The organism is Hyunsoonleella pacifica, assembly GCF_004310335.1.
Taxonomy (GTDB): Bacteria; Bacteroidota; Bacteroidia; order Flavobacteriales; family Flavobacteriaceae; genus Jejuia; species Jejuia pacifica.
Map to the genome: position 1 here is coordinate 365,300 of NZ_SIRS01000002.1, position 25,940 is coordinate 391,239.

Here is a 25,940-nt window from a genome sequence, read left to right on the forward strand (position 1 = left end):
CACTTCATATTTTCATTTAAAAAAATGATTTTCTAACAAATGTTCACATATAAACAGGTTTTTAGTTTATATTTAAAACTTTACCATGTCGATAACATGCAAACATTATCCATGAAAAAAACACTTAATGTCGTTAGCCGATTTTAAATACGCTTTTAGCGAAATAAGTGATTAGTTGTCAGTTTGAACTAAAACAATTATTAAATTTACCCCGTATTACAAGATTAAATTGATTAATAGCAAAGTTTTGATTTAATTAAGTTGTTAAAATAATTTGTCATAATCCCTCTCAATGACGCTAGATGTTATCACAACTTTTTAAATCAATTTTGGAAATTTTGAATATTAGTTTTTGATTTTGTTTTTCTTCTAAATAGAGGGGAGATTTCATAAACAGTATTTTACTTATTAATTGCTTTAAGTGGATTAATTATATAATGTTAACAAAAACAAGAATATATTTGTCGTCACCTCATATGGGGGGGAGAGAAAGGAGTTATGTTGAAGAGGCTTTCAACACTAACTGGATTGCTCCCCTTGGACCAAATGTAAACAATTTTGAACAAGATATTTCAGCATATCTAGGAGAAAAAGAGGTTACAGCTTTGAGTTCTGGAACAGCTTCGATTCATTTGGCTTTGGTTTTGTTAGGCGTTACTAAAGGAGATGAGGTATTATGCCAGAGTTTTACATTTTCCGCTTCAGCTAATCCAATCATGTATCAGGGAGCTACACCAATTTTTATTGATAGTGAAGCGGATACATGGAATATGTCTCCTGAGCTTCTTGAAATAGCTATAAAGGATAGACTAGAGAAAAACAAAAAACCTAAAGCGATCATAGCAGTGCACCTTTATGGTATGCCATATAAGTATGACGAAATTAATGCCATAGCAGAAAAATATGATATTCCTGTTATTGAGGATAGTGCTGAAGCTTTAGGTAGTAAATATAAAGGTAAAAAGTGTGGTACTTTAGGAACATTTGGTATTTTATCATTTAACGGTAATAAAATTATTACTACTTCTGGAGGAGGAGCTTTAATAACCAATAGTAAGAAAGATAAGGATAAAGCTATTCATTTATCGACACAAGCCAGAGATGATGCTCCTCATTATGAGCATTCTAAGGTTGGTTATAATTATAGAATGAGTAATGTAGTAGCGGGAATAGGTAGAGGGCAGATGGAAGTGTTAGAAGATAGGGTAGTGACAAGAAGGAAAAATTTTCAATTTTATAAGAATAATCTAGAACATATTAAATCTATAGAATTTTTAACAGAGCCAACTGGTTTTTTCTCTAACAGGTGGTTAACTTGTATTAAAACAAATTCTTTTGAACAAAGAGAAAAAATAAGATTGGCATTGCAGGATGAAGATATAGAGTCAAGACCTTTATGGAAGCCCATGCACATGCAGCCAGTATTTAAAGAGTATATAAATTTCACAAATGGTGTATCTGAAGATTTATTCAAAAAAGGACTCTGTGTACCAAGCGGTTCAAACCTGACAGATATCGATTTAGAAAGAATACTCAAAATAATATTAAAAACCCTAAATTAAAATAATTACCAAAACTCTTACTTATGTTAAAAAATTACTTTTCCTATTATTCACAGAAGTTTGCCTCCAAATGGCTCGTTTTTGTTATAGATTTAGCAATAGTAACAATTGCGTTTTTTGCTGCTTATTTTATACGGTTCAATTTTACTCTTAATTTTGATTTAGAACAGTTTTTAATTCAAACGCCTATCCTTTTAGTGATTTCTATAATAAGTTTTCTATTGGTAGGTTCCTTTAAAAGTGTAATACGACATACTGGTTTTGCAGATGTTATTAATGTTTTTAAGGCAGTATCATTAATAGCTTTAATAACTACATTGGTAGTACTAGTAAATTCTTCTTTAAGATTTATACCTAATTTTACAATTCCTAAATCCATTATTGTATTCCATGTGCTTTTAAGTTTTGTATTACTAAGCGGTTGTAGATTACTATTTAAGTTTGGATATAATTATCTCAAGTGTAAATTGATATCAAATAAAAACGTAATGATTTATGGTGCTGGAGATTCAGGTATTGTTACATACAATGCATTAATGAACAATACAAAAACAAATTATAATACAATATTGTTCATTGATGATGACCAAAAGAAAAAAGGGAAATTAATTAATGGGATTGGGATTTTACCTCCAAGTGCAATTGATGAACGATTTATTAAACATAATAACATTGATGAGATAATAATTGCTTCTCAAAGTATAGATCCTAGTAATCTGATTCATTTCGTTGATAGTTTGATTGATTTTGAAGTAAAAATTAAAAAGGTACCTCCTATTGAAGATTGGATTAATGGAGAATTTAGTAGTAGCCAAATAAAGCAATTTCAGATAGAAGACTTATTAGGAAGACCTCAAATTAATATAGATAATCCGAATTTATTAAACGAATTTAATGGAGAAACAGTATTAGTAACAGGTGCAGCAGGTTCTATAGGTAGTGAACTGGTAAAGCAATTAGCGAATTTTAATTTGAAGAAATTAATACTTGTTGATCAAGCTGAGTCTGCACTTTATGATGTTCAGCAAGATTTAAAACGTAATAACAAACACAATTTCATTGCTATTGTTGCGGATATTAGAGATGGTTTGAGAATAGATACAATTTTTCAAACAGAAAAGCCAACCATGGTGTTTCACGCAGCAGCATATAAACATGTCCCTTTAATGGAGAAATCTCCTTATGAAGCCATAAAAATTAATGTAAATGGAACCAAATTATTAGCAGATACAGCTTCAAGGTATAATGTTAAAAAATTTGTTTTTGTTTCTACAGATAAGGCTGTTAATCCAACAAGTGTAATGGGGGCAACCAAAAGAATGGCAGAAATGTATATTAGTTGTCTTCAAAAAGAGAGCAAAACTAAATTTATAACTACACGTTTTGGAAATGTATTAGGCTCTAACGGATCTGTTATTCCTTTGTTTAAAAAGCAAATAGAACGAGGAGGCCCTTTAACATTAACTCATAAAGAAATTACGCGTTATTTCATGACAATACCGGAAGCAGCTCAATTAGTTTTGGAAGCAGGTACTATGGGTAAAGGAGGTGAGATATTTATATTTGATATGGGGGAATCTGTGAAAATTTACGATTTAGCTAAGAATATGATAAAACTCTCGGGTTTAAGCTATCCAGAAGATATTGATATCAAAATTACAGGATTAAGACCAGGAGAGAAGTTATATGAAGAGTTATTAGCTAATGGAGAAAATACTTTGTCTACATATCATAAAAAAATATTAATAAGTAAAACAAGAGAGTTAGATTATATAAAAGTAAAAGCAGCAATTGAAGAGCTCTGTATTACTAATCGTTTTCAAAGCAATAATATTGTAATGAAAATAAAAGGGTTAATACCAGAATATAAATCTAATAATTCAGAATACGAGAAATTTGATACGCGAGTTAAGGTATACAAAAAGGCGAAAGGCATAATAGATGATAAGTCCAAAGATTCTAAAGTTTTTAAGTCAGTTCAATAAATTTTATTTTAAATCTCGTAGTTTTACCCCAAATCTTATTTATAATGTTTTTTAATTCCATCAAAGCGTCCATAATTGTAATTAGTTTTTTAGTATTAATTTGTTTTTTTTCATGTGCTTCAAAAAGAGATGTTGTTTATTTTCAGACAGCTAAGGATTTTGAGACTATAGTTGAAACAAATACATTTACTCCAAAACTTAAAATAAATGATATTATTAGCGTTTATGTTTCCACATTCGATTTAGAGGCAGTAGAGCCTTTTAATTTAAAAAAAGGACAGACCAGCTCTGGTGGTTTGCAATATATCGATTATTTAATTGATAAAGATGGTAATATTGATTACCCTGTACTTGGCAAAATTAAGCTACTAGGTTTAAGTGTAGAGCAAGCTAAAGAACTACTAAAACAGAAGCTTTCCGATTATCTTAAGGATCCAATAGTTAACATAAGGATTTTGAATTTTAGAATAGCTGTTTTAGGAGAGGTAAATAGACCTGGGATGTATCAGGTTTCCGGAGGGAGAATTACCCTTTTGGAGGCTATTGCCCTAGCTGGGGATCTGAAAATTAAGGCAAAAAGGGAAAACATACTTGTAGTAAGAGATTTTAACGGCACAAAAACTTACACTAGAGTAGATTTAACAAATAAGGAGTTATTTGATTCCCCTGTTTATTTTTTGACTCAAAATGATGTTGTTTATGTTGAACCTAACAAGTCAGCAATAACTCAGGCGTATTTTGATGGTAGAGTTAATGTTGCAATATCTATAGCATCTATCATCATAACTTCTACAGTAATTTTATTATCTAGATGATAATTATAGTTTCTATTTTAGACACAAAAATTTAAAACCTACATCGATGGATAAAAATATTGACTTAAAAAAAATAATAAATATCTATCTAAAACAATGGAAATGGTTTGTTTTGAGCTGTGTAATATTTATTACACTGGCCTTCTTTAAGCTAAGGTATACAGCTCCAGAGTATAATGCTTATGCAAAAATTATGCTTGTAGGTGATAACGGTGTTTCTAATCCCGCAGAAGAGGTTCTTCAAGATTTAGGTAAGATACCTAACAAGGATAGTAAAAAAGTTGAAGATGAAATAGAAGTCTTAAGGTCTAGAAGATTAATGGAGGGTGTTGTTAAACGTTTAGATTTAAATAAAACTTTTTTTGCTCAAGGTCGTATACATAATACCGAATATTTTCCTTTATCAAAAGCTCCATTGAAAATCAATTTTCTAGAGTCTGATACACTTATTAATAGATCTAAGTTAGATTTTAGTCTAAACGTGATTTCTGAAACAGAATTTGATATCATTTATTTAGTAGGAGAGCAAGAATTAAAAAAGAAGGGGTACTTTGGAAAAAATGTAGATTCACCTATTGGAGATATTTTAATAACTCCCAATACCAGTAACTTATCAAGTTTTATTAATCAAATTTTTTATTTTCGATTAAGACCTATCAACAGAGTTGCCGAATCCTATAGAGCTTCTGTAAAAGTAAAACAGGTTTCAGAATTTTCTATGGTATTAAATTTATCCCTTGATGATAGAGTGGTTTCAAAGGCTAAAGCAGTATTAGACACCTTGATAGATGAGTACAATAGAACTTCAATTGAGGAAAAAAGTGCAAAATCTAACAATACGGCTGAATTTATCAACAAAAGAATTAATTTGATAGCCTCTGATTTAGGGAAAGTTGATGACGAAATAGAACAATTTAAAACAGGCAATAAATTAACCGATATTTCGTCAGAAGCTAGTCTGTATTTACAGTCTAATGCTCAAACAGAACAAAGTTTAGTTACAGCACGTACTGAATACAATAAAATAAATTTCATGAAGAATCAGCTAAATGTTGATTCCTTTGAAAGAATACCTGCTAATATAGGTCTAGCAAATGGGGCTCTTAATACTATAGCTTCAAAGTATAATGAATTATTAGATAATCGTAACAGACTTTTAAAAAGTTCAAACGAGAAAAACCCTATAATTGTTAATTTAGATCAACAACTAAAATCTTTAAAAAATAGTCTACAAGATGGATTAGATAATTCAGCTGAAACAGTTGGTCTTCAAATTAAAAGTCTTGAAAATCAATCTTCAAAATTGAATTCGAAAATATATGCAGTTCCAGGTCAAGTTAGAAAATCTAGAGATATTCAACGAGAACAAGGTATTAAAGAGTCACTATATCTTTATCTCTTGCAAAAACGTGAAGAAGCTACGATTTCACTAATATCTACTTCACCTAATGCCAAAATAGTTGATTCCGCCCATTCTAACTATTTTGCTGTATCTCCCAATTCTTCTATCACTTATTTTACATTTTTTGTTTTAGGTTTATGTATCCCTTTTGGTTTTATTTATTTGAAAGATTTATTAGATAGCAAAATTCATAATAAAGAAGATTTACAGAATAAGCTTAGAAATATTACAGTATTAGGTGAAATACCTAGACTTAATAAAGGTAATAAAATGCTTATTGAAATAAATGACCGTTCAATTCTATCAGAATCATTTAGAATAATTAGAACAAATGCTGATTACATTCGGAAAGGTAGAAAAGTTAAAAATTATGATAATGTAATTTTTGTGACTTCTACCATTAATGGAGAAGGAAAATCATTTTTTAGTATGAATATGGCATTAACTATAGCGAATACAGGAAAAAAAGTACTACTTGTAGGAGCAGATATTAGAAACCCGCAAATATTTCCAGCTATAAAGAATGTTGTAAAAGATAAAGATTCTAAAAATGGGCTGACAGAATTTTTAGTAGAGAACTCTCTACAAGTCAATGATATAATAAATAGACATAAAGTAAATGATATTGATGTAGATGTATTATTGTCAGGTAAAGTACCGCCTAATCCTGCAGAATTATTGATGGGAGATAGGGTAAAGGAATTATTTGATATAGTAAGTAAAGAATACGATTACGTAATCGTAGATACAGCTCCATCTATGTTAGTGACAGATACAATATTAATAAGTCAGTATGCGGGTCATACTATATACTTAACAAGAGCTAATTATACAGAAAAAGAGATTTTAAACTTTGCGAATGAACTTCATGAAACCAATAAGCTCAATGGTATGATGTTAGTTGTAAATGATGTAAAACAATCTAACTTTGGTTATGGTGCAAAATATGGGTATTATGGTGCTCCTAAAAAGAAAAAATGGTATTCGCTAAAAAGAACATAAATAAAAAAGACCTGATAGTTTAAACTATCAGGTCTTTTTTATTACTATTTAATTTTTAATTAGAATAATAATCAAAAGCATCCAAAATAACATTTTCTTCAACTATACAATCTATTTTAGTCTTACCAATATCTTCCAGTAGAACAAAATTTATATTACCATGAGAGTTCTTTTTATCATATTTAAGCAATTCTATAATTGAAGTATAGTCATTGTCCTCAAATTCAACTTTCTCATAGTATTTACGAATCAACTCTTTAATACTTTTAGCTTTATTTTCTGGAAAACCAACTAATTCTTTAGATATATAAATGGCTAAAATCATGCCTATGGCTATTGCTTCTCCATGGAGTAAGTCTACCTTGCTAGGGTTACTTAAAAAATAAGACTCTATGGCATGTCCCAAGGTATGTCCAAAATTTAAAGTTTTTCTTAGCCCATTTTCTCTAGGGTCTTTATCTACTACATCTTTTTTAATTAAAACCGATTCGTAAATCAACTCGTCTAAATCTGCTAAAGTAAGCTCAGAAAAATTATTAAATTTATTCCAATAGATTTCATTACTAATTAGCCCATGTTTTAACATTTCCGCTAATCCCGACCTCATTTGCTCCTGAGGAAGTGTATCAAGATATTTAGTGTCTATTAAAACTATATCTGGTATGCTAATTACTCCTATTTGGTTTTTTAAAGTCCCTAAATCAACTCCAGTTTTACCACCTACAGAAGCGTCAACCATAGCTAATAGCGAAGTAGGTACATTGATATATGCAATGCCTCTTTTAAATGTAGAAGCTACAAAACCTCCTAAATCAGTAACAACGCCTCCACCGATATTAATCAGTAAACCTTTTCGGTCTCCATCTAGATCAGATAAAGAGTTCCACACTCCAACACATGTTTCTATGGTTTTATATATCTCACCTGCTTCAATTTCTATAATTTCTATACTATTAGAGCTGTCTAGATTAGATAAGAAATAAGGAAGACAATACTCATGAGTATTACTATCTACAAGAATAAATATCTTGGAAAAATTATTTTTCTTTATATGTTGGTTTAGTGCAGGATAACAAACTTCATTGAAATGAATTATACCACTATTTGCAGTTATGGAGTCCATATCTAAATTGATTAATTTGCGTGCGAAATTAAGGAGATTTTAATAAAATTGGTAATGGTACTATAATTATATTTGTGAAAACATTGATATGCTTTACAAGAATATTTTTGATAATACCAATATTGCATTTAGTCTAAAGAGCGACTCTGAGTTAGAACGTGCTTATTTTCTGTTTAAAATGATTTCGGTTGAGCCCTTAGTGAGAATTGGAACCGCTGCAACTAATTTTGCTTTAAAAGCTAATTTACCTATAGAAGGTCTTATTCGCTCTACAGTATTTGATCATTTTTGTGGCGGTATAAATGAAGAGGATTGTTTGCCTGTGATAAATAGAATGTATGAAAAAGGTGTAAGCTCTGTTTTAGACTATTCAGTAGAAGGAAAAGAAAGCGAGGAGGAGTTCGATAATGCATTACAAACAGTCTTAAAAATTATTGAATTTGCTAAAGCTTTAGATGCTATTCCTATTGCTGTTTTTAAACCATCTGGTTTTGGGCGCTTTGAACTTTATGAAAAGAAAAACAAAAATTTGAAGTTAAATATTGATGAAACTGAAGAGTGGAAAAGAGTAGAAGCCAGATTTCATGCTGTTTGTAAAAAAGCTAAAGCTTATGATGTTGCAGTTTTGATAGATGCCGAGGAGAGCTGGATACAAGACGCAGCTGATGTTTTGATAACCCAAATGATGAAAGTATATAACACAGAAAAAGCAATTGTATATAACACATTACAAATGTATAGGCATGATAGAATGAACTTCTTGAAAAATGAACATGCGAAAGCTAAAACTGATGGTTATTATTTAGGTTATAAACTTGTGAGAGGCGCTTACATGGAAAAGGAAAATGATAGAGCTAAAGAAATGAAATATAAATCTCCTATTTGTAAAAGTAAGCAGGCAACTGATGAGAACTTTAATACAGCATTAAGATATATGACAGACTATCTAGATTGTATGTCTATTTTCGCAGGAACTCACAATGAAGAAAGTTGTTATTTGTTAATGAAATTAATGTCTGAAAAAAATATTTTGAATAATGATCCATGTATATGGTTTGGCCAGTTATATGGCATGAGTGATCATATAAGTTTTAATTTAGCAAATCTAGGTTATAATATAGCAAAGTACGTACCATTTGGCCCAGTAAAAGATGTTATGCCATATTTAATTAGGAGAGCAGAAGAAAACACTTCAGTAGCTGGACAAACAGGTAGGGAATTAGCACTTATTAAGAAAGAAAAGCAGAGGCGAAAACTACTCTAAGTTCCGCATATCTCCATTAGTAAACTTTTTATCATATCCAATGAAGTATCGTTATTAATGCTATCGAGCCTTTTTATGTCTAAATCTTTAGTTATGTGATTGTTGTCTATAAGGAAAAATATCTTTTCGTTTCCAGAACTTATAAGGGATTCATTACTAGCTACGATAGACTCATGAAGCTTCTCACCTGGATGTAGTTTAGTAACATTAATTAATGTTTCATGCTTGGGTTTTAATATAGAAATTAGTGCTTTAGCTAAATCCACTATCTTTATTGGCTTACCCATATCAAATGAAACTTTGCTATGATTTTTAATATTAAGTTTAGCAAGCTCTAATATAAGGGAGCAAGCTTCGTTCATATCAATAAATAATCTTGAAACCTCTTTATCTGTAATCGCTATTTGTTCGCCCTTTTTAAGTTGTTTTATAAATAGTGGTACAACAGAACCATTAGAACCAAAAATATTTCCAAATCGCGCAGAGACAAACTTGGTATATGTTGAGCTATTATTCAAATTGGTTAGATATTTTTCAGCAATAGATTTTGTCATTCCCATTACTCCAACAGGATTAACAGCTTTATCAGTTGAAATAAAAATGAACCGTTTTGAGGAATACTCTAGAGCTAATTGAGAAAGTAATTGTGTTGCAAAAATATTTGTTTTTACAGCTTCATACGGGTTATCTTCAACGAGCGCTACATGCTTGTATGCTGCTGTATGAAAAATTAAAGTTGGTTTATAGAGCTTAAAGATATGGGACATTTGTGGTTTATTTCTAATGTCTCCTAAGATAAACTTTATGTTGTTTGATTGATTATTGGTAATGCCTTGTTTAAGAAAGAACAATGGTGTTTCAGCATTATCTACTAAAATAAGTTTTTTGAATTGTGATGATAATAACTTTTTTACTAGACCACTTCCAATGGAACCAGCTGCACCGGTTATTAAAATAGTTTCTTCTGAAAAGTCATAGTTTGAAGAGGTATTAACTGTAATTTTACCCTCTGAAAGTAGCCCACAAGCTTCAATTAAACCTTTAATCCTTTTAAAAACTTCAATATCCATTTTCATAAAAACACTTACGATGTGAAATTATTAATAATTAAAGGATATTCCAATTTAGATTATTTAGCTATAACTCTATATATGGTTTTAAATATTAATTTTAAATCAAATAAGAAGTGTCGTTGCTTCAAATAACGTTTATTATAACTTAGCTTGTCAGGTATAATAGTTTCAATAAAGTACTTTTCTGGATCTTCAGCTTTTTTTAATAATTCTACTTCATCTCTATATTCTAAAGAAGCTAAACCAGTAATACCTGGTTTTAATTTAAAAATTATTAAATCCTCAGGTTTATAAAAATTAACATAATATCTAAGTTCAGGCCTTGGACCTACAAAACTCATTTCGCCTTTGATGATGTTAACTAGTTGCGGAAATTCATCAATTTTATATTTCCTTAAGAAGTATCCTATTTTGGTAACCCTAGAGTCGTTGTCGCCAATAGTAAGTAACCCTTTTTTTTGAGATTTAAGGTACATAGTTCGGAATTTATAAATATTAAAATCCTTATTATGTTGACCTACACGTTCTTGAATAAATAAAATAGGACCTTTAGAATCTAATTTTATAACTATAGCAATAATAATTAAGAAAGGGGATAGCAGTATTAAACCTATCAAAGCAAAAAAAAGATCAAACACACGTTTTATCATTCTTGGAAAGAAAGATTAGTAATGGTAACTAGACTATCGCAATTTTCGATAATTATTTCTATATCCTTATCGTTTAGAAGGCTTTCAATTAGGTAAGTGCCACATGGTTCTTGCCTTGGCTCGCTTTTGGAAAAGTTTACATCTCCTGTCTCTATCAAAGACTTAATCGTAATTGTATCAAATTCTTGTAACGCACTATTGGAGTATTTAAAAGGTTTTGAGTTAATGTTTTTTAACACTCTTGCTTCAGGACCATAAGCGCAAGATGTTTTTTTTCCACTTAAGAAAAAAGCTAAAATTATTAATCCTATAGCGAAACCACCAAGATAGTAGCCTATACGTTGTATCAATTTCATTTACAAAGTTTAAACGAGTTAACGGTAGATTAAAAAATTAGCAGGTTAATGTCACTATACTTTAAGTCAAACCATTCGCCTACAGATTTATTAGTTAAAATACCGTGGTAAAAGTACAACCCATTTTTTAGACCTTTATCAAATCTTAAAGAATTTTCTATACCACCATCTTCAGCTATTTTCATAAGGTAGGGTGTGAAAATATTACTAATTGAGATAGAAGCAGTTCTGGAGTATCTGGCAGGTATGTTAGGCACACAATAATGTATAACACCATGTTTTATAAAAGTTGGCTCTATGTGAGATGTTACTTCACTGGTTTCAAAACACCCCCCCATATCAATACTCACATCAATTATTACGGCTCCTTTTTTCATGTGTTGTACCATTGCTTCAGTTACTACTACTGGAGCTCTATTTATTCCTCTCACAGCGCCAATAACAACATCACAACGTTTTAGTGCCTTAAGTAAATTCTTTGGTTGAATAGTGGATGTAAATAATGACTTTCCTAAATTAGTCTGTATACGTCTCAATTTTGTTATTGAATTATCAAAAACTTTAATTCCAGTACCCAGACCTATAGCGCTTCTTGCAGCATACTCTCCAACAGTACCAGCTCCTAAAATAACTACTTCAATAGGGGGAACACCACTAATGTTTCCTAGCATTAAGCCTAAACTATTTTTGTCATTTGATAATAACTCCGACGCTATCAAAACAGAAGCTGTACCAGCAATTTCACTTAAGGAACGCACAGCTGGGTAGGTGCCATCTTCATCTTTAATAAATTCAAAAGCTAAAGCAGTAATACGCTTAGCAGCTAAAGCTTCAAAATATTTTTTGGTTTGTGTCTTTAACTGAAGTGCAGAAATTAAAATTGCTTGCGGGTTCATCAATTTTATTTGCTCTAAACTAGGGGGCTCAACCTTAAGTATCATTGGACACGAATATACCTTTGTAGTATCACTAGAAATTTCCGCTCCGGCTTCACTGTAATCCTTATCACTAAATCTAGCACCTTTACCAGCACCAGACTCTATCAAAACTTTATGGCCATTACTTACTAATGCAGATACCGCATCTGGAGTTAAGCAAATTCGGTTTTCTTGATAAGTTGTTTCTTTAGGAACTCCTATATAAAGTTGTCTTTTATGTTTTAAAATTTCTAATTTTTCTTCTTGCGGAAGTAATTGTTGCTTTGTAAAAGGCGACAAGGATTGAGACATCGTAAAAATATTTATCAAAATTGAAATTACAAATATTTTTGGTTTTATAAATATTTTAAATGCGAATAATTTAATAGTGCAGTATGCTGATTAACAAATAAGTAAGAATATAAGTTAGGTAACTTACGGTATTAGCCCACTGTACTTTAATTTAATTGTTCTAATTTTGTATAGTATCGTATCGTTTATGTACAGGAGAATCACACTACTTTTTGCTTTATTTTTGTCTTTTTGGGGATTCTCTCAAAACTACAGTATCCAAGGGATTGTAAACGATGAAAATCAATTAGATGTTGCATTTGCAAATGTAATATTAGAGGATTCTCAAAACCAAGATAGGGTATTGGGAACAACCACAGACGAAAAGGGTTTTTTTAAGTTTGAAGACTTAACTGCAAAGACATATACTTTAACCATAAGTTTTTTAGGTTTTGAGAGTTTTTCCACAAAAATAAATCTGATTGGAAATGTTGATTTCAAAACTATAGTTTTAAAAAAAGCAGAGGAAACTCTTGATGAGGTAGTTGTTACTGCAAAACGTCCTACTGTAAAACGATTGGTTGATCGTATTGTTTTTAATGTTGAAAATTCTACCTTATCCAATGGTAATGTTCTAGATGTTTTAAAGCACACACCTGGTGTCATCGTGGATGGTTCCATTTCTGTAAAAAATACGTCTCCTGTAGTTTATATAAACGATAGGCGGGTACATTTATCCATTGATGAAGTGCAGCAACTTTTAGAAGCAACTCCAGCTAATAATATCAAGTCAGTTGAAGTGATTACCAATCCACCGGCAAAGTACGATGCAGAGGGAGGAGCAGTGTTAAATATAAAAACAAGTAAAAATATTATTGCAGGTTACCATGGTAGTGTTTTTGGTAATTATCAACAAGGATTTCAATTCCCTAAATTTTCATTAGGAACAAGTCATTTCTTTAAATCTAAAAAACTAAGTGCATACATCAATTATAATATTAGTCCTCGTAAAGATTTTAGAAACAATTTAGAGGAAATTAATTTCATTGATAATAATAGTATAGTATCCAGTTGGGAAACAGATTTTAAACGAGAACGTGAGTCAGATAACCAAAATATAACAGGTACAATCACTTATGATTTTAATGAACGTAACAGTTTAAACTTTACAGCAAATACTTTAATAGCTCCAAGAGAAAATTCCAGAACTCGAGTAAATAGCGTAACAGAAGTATTTGGTGCTAATCAAGCATTAGATTCTACGTTTCGAACCTTTAATAATTTAGTTTCAGAAAAATTTAATTTGGCTTTTTCATTGGGATATCAGCATAAATTCAAAAGAGAAGGCGAACTACTATCTATAGACTTACATCATACAGATTATGATTTTTCTGAATTCCAAAATGTAGATACTGGCTATTTTTTACCAAACGCTTCATCATCTTTTAGAGATAATCGATTTCAAACATTTTCAAGCCAAGATATTAAATTGAGTACAGCTCAAGTCGATTACAGATTACCATCAGAAGGAGGTTCAATTTTTGAAGCAGGAATAAAAGCAGTAAGTATAAATTCTGACAATATTTTAGATCAATTTAGTTTTGAAAATGGTATTAGAGAGGATGATTTAGACAATTCTGATGTTTTTATTTATGATGAAAAAAATTATGCAGCTTATATTAGTTACGAAAAAGACTGGGAGCGTTGGAGTTTAAAGACGGGTTTACGGGTAGAAGTGACTGAAACCGAAGGAGAATCATTATCTACAAGTGCGACAAATATAAATGACTATACAAATCTCTTCCCATCTTTTTATCTTTTAAATCGCTTGAAAAATGAAGACGAAATATATTTGAGTTATAACAGACGTATTTATAGACCACGGTATAGACAATTGAATCCATTTCGATATTTTTTAAATGATAATGCGTTTATTACAGGAGACCCAAGTTTGCTTCCCGAAATAGATGATAGTTTTACCTTGGGTTATACTCTGAAAAATAAATATACCTTTGAAATCTATTACCGTTATGAGAAAAACCCAACTTTAGAATTACCTATTCAGGATAATGATAATAGGTTGTTAAAATATGTATTTACTAATATAGATCATAATGAATCTTATGGCTTAGACTTTACCACTTATACCGAAATTACTAGAGATTGGAATATTTATGTGTTATCATCTTTATTTTTTTATGAAAATAATTTTTTTGCAGTTGGAACAAATAATGAACTTTTAAATAATGAAAGGTGGTCTGTATATGCTAGTGTAGTTAATTATTTTAATTTTTTAAAAGATAAAAGTCTAACAGCTGATATTGGTGTAGATTACATTAGCTCCGTATTTGTTGGTCCAAGTAATATTAGTAGTAGACTAGGAGTAGATATTAATTTAAATAAAACCTTTTGGAATAGTAGAGCGTCTCTAAATATTGGAGTGAGAGATATATTTAATACTAGAAACTTTACCCAAACCACTAGATATTTAAACCAAGATTGGTTTGTAAATGACAATTTAGAAAATAGGCTAATTGTATTAGGATTTAATTATAAGTTAGGCAATTACAGATTAAATTCCAAAAAGAAAGAAATTGATTTGAAGGAGAGAGAAAGATTAGAGCTAAATTAATTTAGAAATATTGTTTGATTTTCCCCCAGAAATTCTTAGGTGTTGCTTTAAATTCATCTTCTAACTCTTGTAAGCTTTTATCTGCTTCGTTCATTCTATTAAATATACGAGCTCTTATTAAATAGATTGATGGAATTACTATAGCCATAACAGGTATCATATATATGAGTTGAAATTCATCTAGATACGAATTTTCTTCATTGAAGATTCCTAAAATTTGATAGAGATACATAACTATAGGAACCAAGAGAGTATGATACCACCAATGACGGCAAGTAAAAAACCATATAAAAATGAGAAAAAGAGGTACAACCTTACCTGTTAAAACCCACATTGCCGAGTTTGCATTCTCATAAAAGTTACTGTGATAAACAAATAAAAAAGTGTCCCAAGTTTCAGTCTCTGGAACACTTTCATATAAGTAAAATAAATAGGGAGTAATAGCTATTAGCGTAGCTATAATACTACCTAGCAATATGCTGTATTTATCCGTGCTTACCGGGTTTGCATAATCTTTTTTCAATTTTTGCTGTCTGATCTGCATTTGAATTGTATGTGTTTGCAGCACTTGCTAAAAACAACATACCTCCGAAAATTGCTAAGGCAATTACATACTTTTTAGTTTTCATTTCTTTAAGGGATTTAATTAATTAATTACCCCAAAGGTATGTAAAGACTAAGGCTGTATCTTTTGATATATGTTAAAAAAATGTTAAAAACATTGATTTTTAAAAATATCGTTGTGGGTTTCCCGTAATCTTTTAAAAATATGTAAGATATGCTGGTTTTCTTATGCTATATTTGGGCTATCGGTTAAGTTTATATTTTAAATTTTCACTTTAATAGTTCTTAAATTCTGATTATTTTCCTCTAGAAAAATTTCACAAAATTTATAATCTAATATTGGTTTAATGATCTCTGCCCATTCTATTACAATCCAATGATTTGTGTATAAATACTCCTCAATACCGAAATTGTATGTTTCTTCAATATCTTGAATTCTATACAAATCTAAATGATAGAGCAGACCTTCATCTACCTTATATTCATTAATGATTGAAAAGGTGGGGCTACTTACTTCATCAGCACTTCCTAATGCTTTCGCAATACTTTTTACAAGTGTTGTTTTACCTACTCCCATTTTACCATGAAGTAAAATAGTCTTAGAATTTACTGTTTTTATAAGCCTTTCTGCAACACCATCAACTTCATTTAAACTATAAGTAGTTTCCAAATCAATCATTCAATTTCAAGCAATATTACACAAAAAAAATTAAAAAAACTAATAAATTTTGCACTTCATCGATGTTTTCTGTATTACAAAGATTTTATTTAGATGTGAAAACGGTAAACGGAATAATCATTTCCTCTAATGATACGCCTCCATGCTGATATGTGTTTCTATAATAACTCACATAATGGTTGTAGTTGTTTGGATAAGCAAAAAACAAATCGCCTTTCGCGAAAATAAAGGAACTACTCATATTAATAGATGGCAAGTGGATGTTTTTAGGGTTATCCGCCAGTAATACATCTTTTTTATCAAAGGTTAAGCTTCTTCCCGTTTTATAACGTAAGTTTAAACTTGTATCTCTATCTCCAATAACCTTGGATGGATTTTTTACATTTATGGTGCCGTGATCTGTAGTTAAAATTAATTTAAAGCCTAGGTGTTGCGCTTGTTGAATCATTTCTAATAGCGGAGAGTTTTTAAACCAGCTTAATGTTAGTGAGCGGTAGGCTTTATCGTTAGATGCTAGTTCTTTAACAACTTCCATCTCGGTTTTAGCATGAGACAGCATGTCTACAAAATTATATACTACTACAGTTAAATCGTTGTTTTTTAATGATTTAAAATTGTCAACTAATTTTTTACCGTTTTTCAGGTTTGTAATTTTGTGATACTCATAATTTAAATTGTTTAATCCAAGACGCTGCATTTGGGTTTCTAAAAAATCGGCTTCATGTAAATTCTTTCCACCTTCGTCTGTGTCATTTTTCCAGTATTGCGGATATAGCTTTTCCATTTCGCTCGGCATTAGTCCAGAGAAAATAGCATTTCTGGCATATTGCGTTGCAGTAGGTAGAATACTAAAAAAGGCTTCTTCTTGTTCCTTTTTATAATAGTTGTTTATAACGGGTTCAAAAACTTTCCATTGGTCATACCTTAAGTTATCTACAACTACTAGAAGTGTTGGTTGTTCTTTACTAAGCTCTGGTACAATTTTATCTTTAAATAGAGTGTGGGACATAATTGGAGCTGCAGATGTATCATCAAACCAATCCGGGTAGTTTTTATCAATAAATTTCCCAAACTGGATGTTGGCTTCAGTTTTTTGTGATTCTAGTATCTCAAACATACCTGCATCTTCAATATCTTCTAGTTGAATTTCCCAGTAAATTAATTTCTGGTATAAGTTTACCCAGTCTTCATAAGAATTAACCATAGCTAAATCCATAGCTATTTTTCTAAATTCTTGTTGGTAGTTTGATGTTGTTTTTTCAGATACTAATCTGGAATGATCTAAATTCTTTTTTAGGCTCAGTAAAATTTGATTTGGGTTTACAGGTTTTATAAGGTAGTCGGCTATTTTATTGCCAATAGCTTCTTCCATTATATATTCCTCTTCACTTTTGGTTATCATTACCACAGGAAGGTTGTCCTTCTTTTCCTTTATCTCGTTTAATGTTTCTAAACCAGTGAGCCCAGGCATATTCTCATCTAAAAAAACAATATCAAAATTAGTGTCTTCGATAATATCGATAGCTTCAGTTCCACTATTACAAGTGGTTACTTTATAGTTTTTCTTTTCAAGGAATAGTATGTGCGGTTTTAATAAATCAATTTCATCATCAACCCAAAGTATGTTAATCATATTATCTCTATTTTATGAAATGTAGTCCCCAATTGGACTTCATATATTTATATTTGTAAAAATTAGTAAACTTTCAAAGTTTGAATAAACTTAAAATATTAAACGACCCAATTTACGGATTTATTACTATTCCAAATTCGTTAGTTTTTGATATCATTCAGCATAAATACTTCCAACGTCTTAGACGAATTACCCAGATGGGGATGTCTTATTTAGTGTATCCAGGGGCACATCACACAAGGTTTCATCATGCTATAGGATGTATTTACCTTATGCAAAAGGCAGTGAATGTACTTCGTTATAAGGAAGTTACAATTTCTAAAGAAGAAGAAGATGCATTGTATATGGCTATTGTGTTACATGATATTGGTCATGGTCCATTTTCCCATGCTATGGAGCATAGTATAGTAAATGGTGTATCTCATGAGCAAATTTCGTTGTTGTTTATGGAGCGTTTGAATGAAGAATTTAACGGAAGTTTAACGCTTGCTATCAAAATATTTAAGGGCGAGTACCATCGTTCTTTTATGTGTCAGCTTATTTCTGGACAACTGGATATTGATAGAGCTGATTATTTAAAGCGAGATAGTTTTTATACTGGTGTTGCAGAAGGTAATGTAAATAGTGAACGTTTAATTACCATGCTAAATGTAGTTGATGATGAATTGGTTGTTGAGGAAAAAGGCATTTACAGCGTAGAAAAATTTATTATTGCCCGCCGTTTTATGTATTGGCAGGTATATTTACATAAAACAGGCTTAGTGGCAGAACAACTAATGATGCGGGTGTTGTCTAGAGCTAAGGAACTAACCAGTAAAGGTTGGAATTTAGAGGCGAGCAAAGCACTTAAGTATTTTTTGCAGAATGATATTTCAATAGACAATTTTACTGATAAAACATTAGATGTTTTTAATGAGCTAGATGATTATGACATCGTATCAGCAATGAAATCTTGGAAAAGCAGTGATGATTTTGTGCTTCAAAAATTATGTGAAATGATAATTGACAGGGTATTATTAAAAATAAAAATAAAGAAAAAGCCTATTAAGACAAATGATTTAGAAAAGTATTTGAGTAGGGTTACTAAGGAATATAATATTAGTAATGAAGAGGCAAAATATTTTGTGTTTGCTGGAGATATTTTTAATCAAGCCTATCAAACCAAAAAACAGAATATTAATATTCTATACAAGTCTGGAAAAATTCAAGATATTGTTAAGGCTACAGATCATTTAAACCTTAAGGCTTTATCTAAACCTGTTACTAAATATTATATATGCTATCCAAAATAGAAACGAGTGCATAATTTTCTGATTATTAAAATGTTTACAACCATAGAATATCTTAAAAAAGAAGGCGTTATAACTTTATTACATTTTTCCTATTTTTGCTCAAATTATTAAAACTGAACTAACTCAAAACGTGTGAAATTCACAGCACAACAAATAGCAGATATTCTTGAAGGGGATATTGTTGGCGATGCAAATATTAAAGTATCAAAACTTGCAAAAATTGAAGAAGGTGTTGAAGGGGCTTTAACATTCTTGGCGAATCCTAAATATACATCCTATATATATTCAACAAAGGCTTCAATCACAATAGTAAATAAAACTTTTGAGCCTGAAGAAAGCTTAACAACAACTCTAATTAAGGTTGATGATGCCTACAAATCGTTTTCAAAACTTTTAGAATATTACAATCAGGTAAAACTTAATAAGTTTGGTGTAGAGCAACCATCATTTATTTCTGATTCCTCTTCTTATGGAGAAAATATATATATAGGTGCTTTCTCTTATATAGGAGAAAACGTTGTTCTTGGAAATAACGTAAAAATATTTCCTAATTCATACATAGGAGATAATGTTAAGATTGGAGATAATACCATAGTTTTTGCAGGAGCAAAAATATATTCAGAATGTGTTATTGGAAACCACTGCGTCATTAATTCGGGAGCTATTATTGGAGCTGACGGATTTGGTTTTGCACCTAATGAAAAGGGAGAGTACCAAAAAGTACCACAAACAGGTAATGTAATTTTAGAAGACTTTGTAGATATAGGTGCAGCAACTACTATAGATAGAGCTACTTTAGGCTCTACCATTATAAAAAAGGGCGTTAAGCTAGACAATCAAATCCAAATCGCTCATAACGTTGAAATAGGTAAAAACACTGTAATTGCTGCTCAAACTGGTATAGCTGGTTCTACCAAAATTGGCGAAAATTGTCAAATAGGAGGTCAAGTAGGTATCGTTGGCCATATCACTATAGGTAACAATGTTAAAATTCAAGCCCAATCTGGTATTGGGAGAAATGTAAAAGATGATGAGGTATTGCAAGGATCACCAGCTTTAGCTTATGGTGATTACAATAAATCTTATGTACACTTTAAGAACTTACCCCAAATTATTAAAAAAATTAACGATATAGAAAAAAACTATGGCAATAGTTAATACTAATACTAAACAAAAAACTATAAATAATGAGGTGTCTCTTACTGGTGTCGGTTTGCACACTGGTAAAAACGTAACCTTAACTTTTAAGCCATCTAAGGCAAACTCTGGTTTAGCTTTTAAACGAGTAGATTTAGAAGGGGCTCCTGTTATAGAAGCAGATGCAAACTATGTAACCAATACCCAAAGAGGAACTTGCTTGGAAAAGAATGGTGTAATGATTCAAACTTCAGAGCATGTTCTAGCAGCATTAGTTGGTTTAGATGTAGATAATGTTATTATCGAGCTCAATGCATCAGAGCCTCCAATAATGGATGGTTCATCAAAGTTCTTTATTAAAGCCATAGAAGAGGCAGGAATAGTAGAGTTGGATGCTACAAGAGAAGAGTTTGTGGTGTCTGATGTTATATCGTATACTGATGAAGAAAGTGGTAGTGAAATTTTGGTAATGCCAGCTAAAGAGTATCAAATTACTACTATGGTAGACTTTGGTACCAAAGTTTTAGGTACTCAAAATGCCACATTGAATCAGATTTCAGATTTTAAAAATGAAATATCAAATTCAAGAACATTTAGCTTTTTACATGAAATAGAAATGCTTCTGGAAAATGGTTTAATAAAAGGAGGCGATTTAAATAATGCTATAGTCTATGTTGATAAGCCATTGTCTCCTGAAACTATGGAAAAGTTAAGGGTGGCTTTTAATAAAGAAAATATAGCTGTAAAGCCTAATGGTATTTTAGATAATTTAACATTACATCATCCAAATGAAGCAGCAAGACATAAGTTATTAGATGTTCTTGGGGATTTAGCTTTAGTAGGAACACGAATCCGCGGAAAAATTATAGCTAATAAACCTGGACATTTTGTAAATACTCAGTTTGCTAAAAAATTATCTAAAATAATTAAGAATGAAAGGCGTAATAATGTGCCTAATATAGATTTGAATCAAGAACCGCTTATGGATGTGACTCAAATCATGAATATGTTACCGCACCGTCAACCATTTTTGTTACTGGATAAAGTGTTTGAGCTTTCAGATAAGCATGTTGTTGGGATGAAGAATGTGACGATGAATGAAGAGTTTTTTAAAGGTCACTTTCCTGGAGCACCAGTAATGCCTGGTGTTTTAATAGTAGAAGCAATGGCACAAACAGGAGGTATACTTGTATTGAGCACCGTTCCAGATCCAGAAAACTATCTAACATTTTTCATGAAAATGGATAATGTTAAGTTTAAAAGAAAAGTAAGCCCTGGAGATACTTTAATTTTTAAGTGTACATTAATCACTCCTATCAGAAGAGGAATTTGCCATATGCAGGGGTACGCTTATGCAAATGGGAAGTTATGTGCGGAAGCAGAATTGATGGCACAGATTTCCAAAGTAAAATAATTAAAACATAAAAAATGAATCAACCTTTAGCATACGTGCATCCTGGCGCAAAAATTGCAAAAAATGTTGTAATAGAGCCATTTACTACTATTAATAATAATGTGGTAATAGGGGAAGGTACTTGGATAGGTAGTAATGTTACCATAATGGAAGGCGCACGTATCGGTAAAAATTGTAATATATTTCCAGGTTCAGTTATTTCGGCAGTTCCTCAAGATTTAAAATATAATGATGAGGATACAACTGTTGAAATTGGAGATAATGTAACTATTAGAGAATGTGTTACAATTAATAGAGGTACTGCAGATAGAATGAAAACCGTTATTGGTAACAATTGCCTAATAATGGCATATTGCCATATAGCACATGATTGTATAGTAGGCGATAATTGTATTTTTTCTAATAATAGTACACTTGCAGGGCATATAAATATAGGAGATCACGTTGTATTAGCAGGTATGACAGCAGTTCATCAGTTTGTATCTGTTGGTAATCATGCTTTTGTAACGGGAGGTTCTTTGGTAAGAAAAGATGTGCCACCTTATGTTAAAGCTGCTCGCGAGCCTCTATCTTATGTAGGTATTAATTCTGTTGGATTAAGAAGAAGAGGGTTTACAACTGAAAAGATTAGAGAAATTCAAGATATTTATAGAATCTTATATCAAAAGAATTATAATAATACACAAGCTTCTGAAATAATTGAAGCAGAAATGCAAGCAACCCCAGAGCGAGATGAAATTCTTCAATTTATTAAGAATTCGCATAGAGGTATAATGAAAGGGTACTTTAAATCAAATTAAAAATAGCAACAAAATTATATGGTAACTACAAGTGATATTAGAAACGGATTGTGCATTAGATATAATAATGATATTTATAAAATAGTTGAATTCTTGCATGTTAAACCTGGAAAAGGACCGGCATTTGTTAGAACTAAACTAAAAAGTGTTACAAACGGTAAAGTAATTGATAATACATTTTCTGCTGGACATAAATTAGATGACGTTCGTGTAGAAACTCATAAGTTTCAATATCTATATAATGATGGTGAATTTTATCATTTTATGAATGAAGCAGATTACACGCAAATACGTTTATTAGAAGCTGCTTTAGATAATCCTGGATTAATGAAAGAAGGGGAAGTGGTAACAGTATTAATTAATACTGAAGATGATATGCCTTTATCAGTAGATTTACCAGCAAGTGTTATTTTGGAAGTAACGCATACAGAACCAGGAGTAAAAGGTAATACAGCTACTAATGCAACTAAACCAGCTACTGTTGAAACTGGAGCTACAGTAAATGTACCGCTATTTATTAATGAAGGAGATAAAATTAAGGTTGAAACTGAAAAGGGTACATATAAAGAACGAATTAAAGAATAATAATAGTTGAAGTTTCCAAAACAACAATCTTTAAAAAATATAGCACAATTAATCAATTGTGAGTTTGTAGGACATGATGATTTTCCTGTTTTAGGAATGAATGAGATTCATGTGGTCGAGCCAGGAGATATTGTATTCGTGGATCATCCTAAATATTATGATAAAGCACTACAGTCTGCAGCCACCATTATTCTAATAAACAAAAAAGTAGATTGTCCAGAAGGGAAAGCACTTTTAATTAGTGATGATCCATTTAGAGATTTCAATAAATTATCTCATCACTTTAAACCATTTCAGGCCTCTAACATATCAATTTCTGATACAGCTGAAATAGGAGAAAATACAGTTATTCAACCTAATACCTTTATTGGTCATAATGTAAAGATTGGAGAAAATTGTATCATTCATTCAAATGTAAGTATCTATGATGATGCTATTATAGGAGATAATGTTACCATTCATGCAGGTACTATATTAGGAGCTAATGCTTTTTATTACAAAAATAGACCAGAAGGCTTTGATAGGTTATTGTCATGTGGAAGAGTAGTAATAGAAGATAATGTAGATATTGGTGCTTCTTGTACCATTGATAGAGGCGTAACTGGAGACACAACAATAAAAAAAGGGACTAAAATTGATAATCTTGTTCAAATTGGACACGATACAATTATAGGAGAAAAATGCCTGATTGCTTCACAAGTTGGTATTGCTGGTTGCGTGGTAATAGAAGATGAAGTAACCATTTGGGGGCAAGTGGGTATTACAAGCGGTATAACAATTGGTAAAAAAGCAGTTATTTCAGCTAAAGCAGGTGTGAGTAAATCTTTAGAAGGCGGTAAGGGCTATTTTGGAATTCCTGCTGATGATTTCCGTTCAAAATACAAAGAAATTGCTTCAATTAGAAAAATTCCAGAAATCTTGGAAACTTTAAAAAAACAAAGTGGTAAGTAGTTTATTTTTCCCTGAAAATAAATTACTTTTGCTTGACTCAAAAAATAAACGAAAAATTATCACAAATGAGCGTTTTAGTAAATAAAGATTCAAAAATTATAGTTCAAGGTTTTACAGGTAGTGAAGGTACATTTCATGCTAGTCAAATGATTGAATATGGTACCAATGTTGTAGGAGGTGTTACACCAGGAAAAGGAGGGCAAACACATTTAGATAAACCTGTATTTAATACAGTACAAGAAGCTGTAGAAAAAGCAGGAGCTGATACTACTATTATTTTTGTACCCCCTGCATTTGCTGCTGATGCTATTATGGAAGCTGCTGATGCAGGAATAAAAGTGATTATCACTATAACAGAAGGAATTCCTGTAGCAGATATGATTACTGCTTCAAATTATATAAAAGATAAAGGATCAAGATTAATCGGTCCTAATTGTCCAGGTGTAATTACTCCTGGCGAAGCTAAAGTTGGTATCATGCCAGGTTTTGTATTTAAGCAAGGTAAAATAGGTATTGTTTCTAAATCAGGAACATTAACATATGAAGCTGCAGATCAAGTTGTAAAACAAGGTTTGGGAATTACCACTGCAATAGGAATTGGAGGAGATCCAATTATTGGTACTACAACAAGAGAAGCTGTTGAATTATTAATTAATGACCCTGAAACTGAAGCAGTAGTTATGATTGGAGAAATAGGAGGTCAACTAGAAGCAGATGCAGCTAACTGGTACAAGGAAAGTGGTAGTAAAAAGCCAATAGTTGGTTTTATTGCAGGTGAAACTGCACCAGCAGGTCGTACCATGGGGCATGCAGGAGCAATAGTAGGAGGTAGTGATGATACAGCCCAAGCAAAGAAAAAGATTATGCGTGAGTGTGGTATCCATGTTGTAGATTCTCCTGCAGAAATAGGAAAAAAAGTAGCCGAAGTTATTGGCTAAATACATATCAAAATCAATGAAAACCTTACAAATATTGTGAGGTTTTTTTATTTAGAGCAACTTCTATTTATTATATTTGAATAAACAGAAAATGCTTATTATTAAATTAAAATAACTAACTACACTAATGAAATTATTAGAAGGAAAAACAGCAATAATTACAGGTGCCAGTCGTGGTATTGGAAGAGGGATAGCAAAAGTTTTTGCAGAACAAGGCGCTAATGTAGCCTTTACCTATAGTTCTTCTGTTGAAGCTGCTAACGAACTAGAAAAAGAATTGAAAGATGCTGGAGTAAACGCAAAAGGTTATCAAAGTAATGCAGCAAGCTTTGATGAAGCTCAAAAATTAGCAGCAGATGTGTTGAGTGATTTTGGAAGTATTGATGTTTTAGTTAACAATGCAGGTATCACAAAAGACAATTTATTAATGCGCATAAGTGAGGAAGATTTTGATAAAGTTATTGAAGTTAACCTTAAATCTGTTTTTAATATGACAAAAGCAGTACAACGTACTATGTTAAAACAGAGAAAGGGTTCCATAATTAATATGAGTTCTGTTGTAGGAGTAAAAGGTAATGCTGGGCAAACAAATTATGCAGCATCTAAAGCTGGAATTATTGGTTTTTCTAAATCGGTAGCTTTAGAACTGGGTTCAAGAAATATTAGAAGTAACGTCATTGCTCCAGGTTTTATTGAAACTGAAATGACTGCTAAGTTAGATGAAGAAGTTGTAAAAGGGTGGAGAGCAGGAATTCCTTTAAAACGCGGTGGCGCACCTGAAGATGTAGCAAATGCATGTGTGTTTTTGGCAAGTGATATGAGTGCCTATATTACTGGGCAAACATTAAATGTTGATGGTGGAATGCTTACATAGT

Annotated in this window: 22 protein-coding genes; 14 read left to right on the plus strand and 8 right to left on the minus strand. The window is 31.2% G+C overall.

What is annotated here, in order from left to right; genetic code table 11:
* The first annotated feature begins 437 nt into the window (after positions 1-437).
* Genes EYD46_RS05010 through EYD46_RS05025 form a run of 4 tightly spaced genes read left to right on the plus strand, consistent with a single transcriptional unit; the run spans position 438 to position 6,766 of the window.
* Complete coding sequence (locus EYD46_RS05010) at positions 438-1,562, plus strand: DegT/DnrJ/EryC1/StrS family aminotransferase (protein ID WP_130935969.1); 1,125 nt, start codon at positions 438-440, stop codon at positions 1,560-1,562.
* Positions 1,563-1,585: 23 nt separating this feature from the next.
* Positions 1,586-3,547: a polysaccharide biosynthesis protein gene (locus tag EYD46_RS05015; protein ID WP_130935970.1), complete on the plus strand. Its 1,962-nt coding sequence runs from the start codon at positions 1,586-1,588 to the stop codon at positions 3,545-3,547.
* A gap of 44 nt (positions 3,548-3,591) precedes the next feature.
* Positions 3,592-4,362: a polysaccharide biosynthesis/export family protein gene (locus EYD46_RS05020; RefSeq protein WP_130935971.1), complete on the plus strand. Its 771-nt coding sequence runs from the start codon at positions 3,592-3,594 to the stop codon at positions 4,360-4,362.
* A 46-nt stretch (positions 4,363-4,408) separates the two neighbouring features.
* Entirely contained in the window at positions 4,409-6,766 is a 2,358-nt protein-coding gene (locus tag EYD46_RS05025; RefSeq protein WP_130935972.1) for a GumC family protein, read from the plus strand.
* Positions 6,767-6,821: 55 nt separating this feature from the next.
* Here EYD46_RS05025 and aroB read toward each other — a convergent pair whose 3' ends face one another.
* Positions 6,822-7,889 carry a 3-dehydroquinate synthase gene (gene aroB, locus EYD46_RS05030; RefSeq protein WP_130935973.1) on the minus strand — a complete coding sequence of 356 codons (1,068 nt, stop codon included), beginning with the start codon at positions 7,887-7,889 and terminating at the stop codon, positions 6,822-6,824.
* An 88-nt stretch (positions 7,890-7,977) separates the two neighbouring features.
* Here aroB and EYD46_RS05035 point away from each other — a divergent pair, with 88 nt between their 5' ends.
* Positions 7,978-9,153, plus strand: a complete 1,176-nt coding sequence (locus EYD46_RS05035; protein ID WP_130935974.1) for a proline dehydrogenase family protein — start codon at positions 7,978-7,980, stop codon at positions 9,151-9,153.
* Here the strand turns inward: EYD46_RS05035 and EYD46_RS05040 are convergent.
* Genes EYD46_RS05040 through EYD46_RS05055 form a run of 4 tightly spaced genes read right to left on the minus strand, consistent with a single transcriptional unit; the run spans position 9,150 to position 12,461 of the window.
* The gene (locus tag EYD46_RS05040) at positions 9,150-10,223 is read right to left on the minus strand and encodes a UDP-N-acetylglucosamine 4,6-dehydratase (protein WP_165454341.1); all 1,074 of its coding nucleotides are present in this window, start codon (positions 10,221-10,223) and stop codon (positions 9,150-9,152) included. The genes EYD46_RS05035 and EYD46_RS05040 overlap by 4 nt on opposite strands.
* 59 nt (positions 10,224-10,282) lie before the next feature.
* Positions 10,283-10,876, minus strand: coding sequence for a sugar transferase (locus EYD46_RS05045; RefSeq protein WP_130935976.1), 594 nt, complete (start codon positions 10,874-10,876; stop codon positions 10,283-10,285).
* Positions 10,873-11,232: a DUF4258 domain-containing protein gene (locus tag EYD46_RS05050; protein WP_130935977.1), complete on the minus strand. Its 360-nt coding sequence runs from the start codon at positions 11,230-11,232 to the stop codon at positions 10,873-10,875. Before EYD46_RS05050 ends, EYD46_RS05045 begins: the two co-directional genes overlap by 4 nt.
* 29 nt (positions 11,233-11,261) lie before the next feature.
* Complete coding sequence (locus EYD46_RS05055; RefSeq protein WP_130935978.1) at positions 11,262-12,461, minus strand: alanine dehydrogenase; 1,200 nt, start codon at positions 12,459-12,461, stop codon at positions 11,262-11,264.
* 187 nt (positions 12,462-12,648) lie between these two features.
* Between EYD46_RS05055 and EYD46_RS05060 the strand changes: the two genes are divergently transcribed.
* The gene (locus tag EYD46_RS05060) at positions 12,649-15,072 is read left to right on the plus strand and encodes an outer membrane beta-barrel family protein (protein WP_130935979.1); all 2,424 of its coding nucleotides are present in this window, start codon (positions 12,649-12,651) and stop codon (positions 15,070-15,072) included.
* Between the two features lies 1 nt (position 15,073).
* On the opposite strand, the gene EYD46_RS05065 is transcribed toward EYD46_RS05060, so the two are convergent.
* The 3 genes from EYD46_RS05065 to porX form a co-directional block, all read right to left on the minus strand.
* Entirely contained in the window at positions 15,074-15,595 is a 522-nt protein-coding gene (locus EYD46_RS05065; RefSeq protein ID WP_241657675.1) for a hypothetical protein, read from the minus strand.
* Between the two features lie 303 nt (positions 15,596-15,898).
* Positions 15,899-16,315: a tRNA (adenosine(37)-N6)-threonylcarbamoyltransferase complex ATPase subunit type 1 TsaE gene (tsaE, locus tag EYD46_RS05070; RefSeq protein ID WP_229731274.1), complete on the minus strand. Its 417-nt coding sequence runs from the start codon at positions 16,313-16,315 to the stop codon at positions 15,899-15,901.
* A gap of 85 nt (positions 16,316-16,400) precedes the next feature.
* Positions 16,401-17,948 carry a T9SS response regulator signal transducer PorX gene (porX, locus tag EYD46_RS05075; RefSeq protein ID WP_130935981.1) on the minus strand — a complete coding sequence of 516 codons (1,548 nt, stop codon included), beginning with the start codon at positions 17,946-17,948 and terminating at the stop codon, positions 16,401-16,403.
* An 80-nt stretch (positions 17,949-18,028) separates the two neighbouring features.
* Here porX and EYD46_RS05080 point away from each other — a divergent pair, with 80 nt between their 5' ends.
* The 8 genes from EYD46_RS05080 to fabG all read left to right on the plus strand — a co-directional run bounded on the left by EYD46_RS05080 (position 18,029) and on the right by fabG (position 25,939).
* Entirely contained in the window at positions 18,029-19,240 is a 1,212-nt protein-coding gene (locus EYD46_RS05080; protein WP_130935982.1) for an HD domain-containing protein, read from the plus strand.
* Between the two features lie 132 nt (positions 19,241-19,372).
* Positions 19,373-20,398, plus strand: coding sequence for a UDP-3-O-(3-hydroxymyristoyl)glucosamine N-acyltransferase (gene lpxD / locus EYD46_RS05085; protein WP_130935983.1), 1,026 nt, complete (start codon positions 19,373-19,375; stop codon positions 20,396-20,398).
* On the plus strand, positions 20,385-21,791 hold the full coding sequence (locus EYD46_RS05090; protein ID WP_130935984.1) for a bifunctional UDP-3-O-[3-hydroxymyristoyl] N-acetylglucosamine deacetylase/3-hydroxyacyl-ACP dehydratase: 1,407 nt from the start codon (positions 20,385-20,387) through the stop codon (positions 21,789-21,791). Before lpxD ends, EYD46_RS05090 begins: the two co-directional genes overlap by 14 nt.
* 14 nt (positions 21,792-21,805) lie before the next feature.
* Positions 21,806-22,591 carry an acyl-ACP--UDP-N-acetylglucosamine O-acyltransferase gene (gene lpxA, locus EYD46_RS05095; RefSeq protein ID WP_130935985.1) on the plus strand — a complete coding sequence of 262 codons (786 nt, stop codon included), beginning with the start codon at positions 21,806-21,808 and terminating at the stop codon, positions 22,589-22,591.
* Positions 22,592-22,609: 18 nt separating this feature from the next.
* Positions 22,610-23,176 carry an elongation factor P gene (gene efp / locus EYD46_RS05100; RefSeq protein WP_130935986.1) on the plus strand — a complete coding sequence of 189 codons (567 nt, stop codon included), beginning with the start codon at positions 22,610-22,612 and terminating at the stop codon, positions 23,174-23,176.
* 6 nt (positions 23,177-23,182) lie between these two features.
* Positions 23,183-24,127: a UDP-3-O-(3-hydroxymyristoyl)glucosamine N-acyltransferase gene (locus EYD46_RS05105; protein WP_130935987.1), complete on the plus strand. Its 945-nt coding sequence runs from the start codon at positions 23,183-23,185 to the stop codon at positions 24,125-24,127.
* A 65-nt stretch (positions 24,128-24,192) separates the two neighbouring features.
* Positions 24,193-25,065: a succinate--CoA ligase subunit alpha gene (gene sucD, locus EYD46_RS05110; protein WP_130935988.1), complete on the plus strand. Its 873-nt coding sequence runs from the start codon at positions 24,193-24,195 to the stop codon at positions 25,063-25,065.
* 127 nt (positions 25,066-25,192) lie between these two features.
* Positions 25,193-25,939, plus strand: a complete 747-nt coding sequence (gene fabG, locus EYD46_RS05115) for a 3-oxoacyl-[acyl-carrier-protein] reductase (RefSeq protein ID WP_130935989.1) — start codon at positions 25,193-25,195, stop codon at positions 25,937-25,939.
* The last annotated feature ends 1 nt before the right edge of the window (position 25,940 follow it).

Bases quoted from the DNA above. Each gene is read 5' to 3' on its own strand.
- fabG (WP_130935989.1), top strand. From the start codon at position 25,193: ATGAAATTATTAGAAGGAAAAACAGCAATAATTACAGGTGCCAGTCGT.
- EYD46_RS05010 (WP_130935969.1), top strand. From the start codon at position 438: ATGTTAACAAAAACAAGAATATATTTGTCGTCACCTCATATGGGGGGG.
- lpxA (WP_130935985.1), top strand. From the start codon at position 21,806: ATGAATCAACCTTTAGCATACGTGCATCCTGGCGCAAAAATTGCAAAA.
- aroB (WP_130935973.1), bottom strand. From the start codon at position 7,889: ATGGACTCCATAACTGCAAATAGTGGTATAATTCATTTCAATGAAGTT.
- EYD46_RS05090 (WP_130935984.1), top strand. From the start codon at position 20,385: ATGGCAATAGTTAATACTAATACTAAACAAAAAACTATAAATAATGAG.
- EYD46_RS05025 (WP_130935972.1), top strand. From the start codon at position 4,409: ATGGATAAAAATATTGACTTAAAAAAAATAATAAATATCTATCTAAAA.
- tsaE (WP_229731274.1), bottom strand. From the start codon at position 16,315: ATGATTGATTTGGAAACTACTTATAGTTTAAATGAAGTTGATGGTGTT.
- EYD46_RS05015 (WP_130935970.1), top strand. From the start codon at position 1,586: ATGTTAAAAAATTACTTTTCCTATTATTCACAGAAGTTTGCCTCCAAA.
- EYD46_RS05020 (WP_130935971.1), top strand. From the start codon at position 3,592: ATGTTTTTTAATTCCATCAAAGCGTCCATAATTGTAATTAGTTTTTTA.
- EYD46_RS05060 (WP_130935979.1), top strand. From the start codon at position 12,649: ATGTACAGGAGAATCACACTACTTTTTGCTTTATTTTTGTCTTTTTGG.
- sucD (WP_130935988.1), top strand. From the start codon at position 24,193: ATGAGCGTTTTAGTAAATAAAGATTCAAAAATTATAGTTCAAGGTTTT.
- EYD46_RS05050 (WP_130935977.1), bottom strand. From the start codon at position 11,232: ATGAAATTGATACAACGTATAGGCTACTATCTTGGTGGTTTCGCTATA.
- EYD46_RS05055 (WP_130935978.1), bottom strand. From the start codon at position 12,461: ATGTCTCAATCCTTGTCGCCTTTTACAAAGCAACAATTACTTCCGCAA.
- porX (WP_130935981.1), bottom strand. From the start codon at position 17,948: ATGATTAACATACTTTGGGTTGATGATGAAATTGATTTATTAAAACCG.
- EYD46_RS05045 (WP_130935976.1), bottom strand. From the start codon at position 10,876: ATGATAAAACGTGTGTTTGATCTTTTTTTTGCTTTGATAGGTTTAATA.
- EYD46_RS05040 (WP_165454341.1), bottom strand. From the start codon at position 10,223: ATGGATATTGAAGTTTTTAAAAGGATTAAAGGTTTAATTGAAGCTTGT.
- EYD46_RS05035 (WP_130935974.1), top strand. From the start codon at position 7,978: ATGCTTTACAAGAATATTTTTGATAATACCAATATTGCATTTAGTCTA.
- efp (WP_130935986.1), top strand. From the start codon at position 22,610: ATGGTAACTACAAGTGATATTAGAAACGGATTGTGCATTAGATATAAT.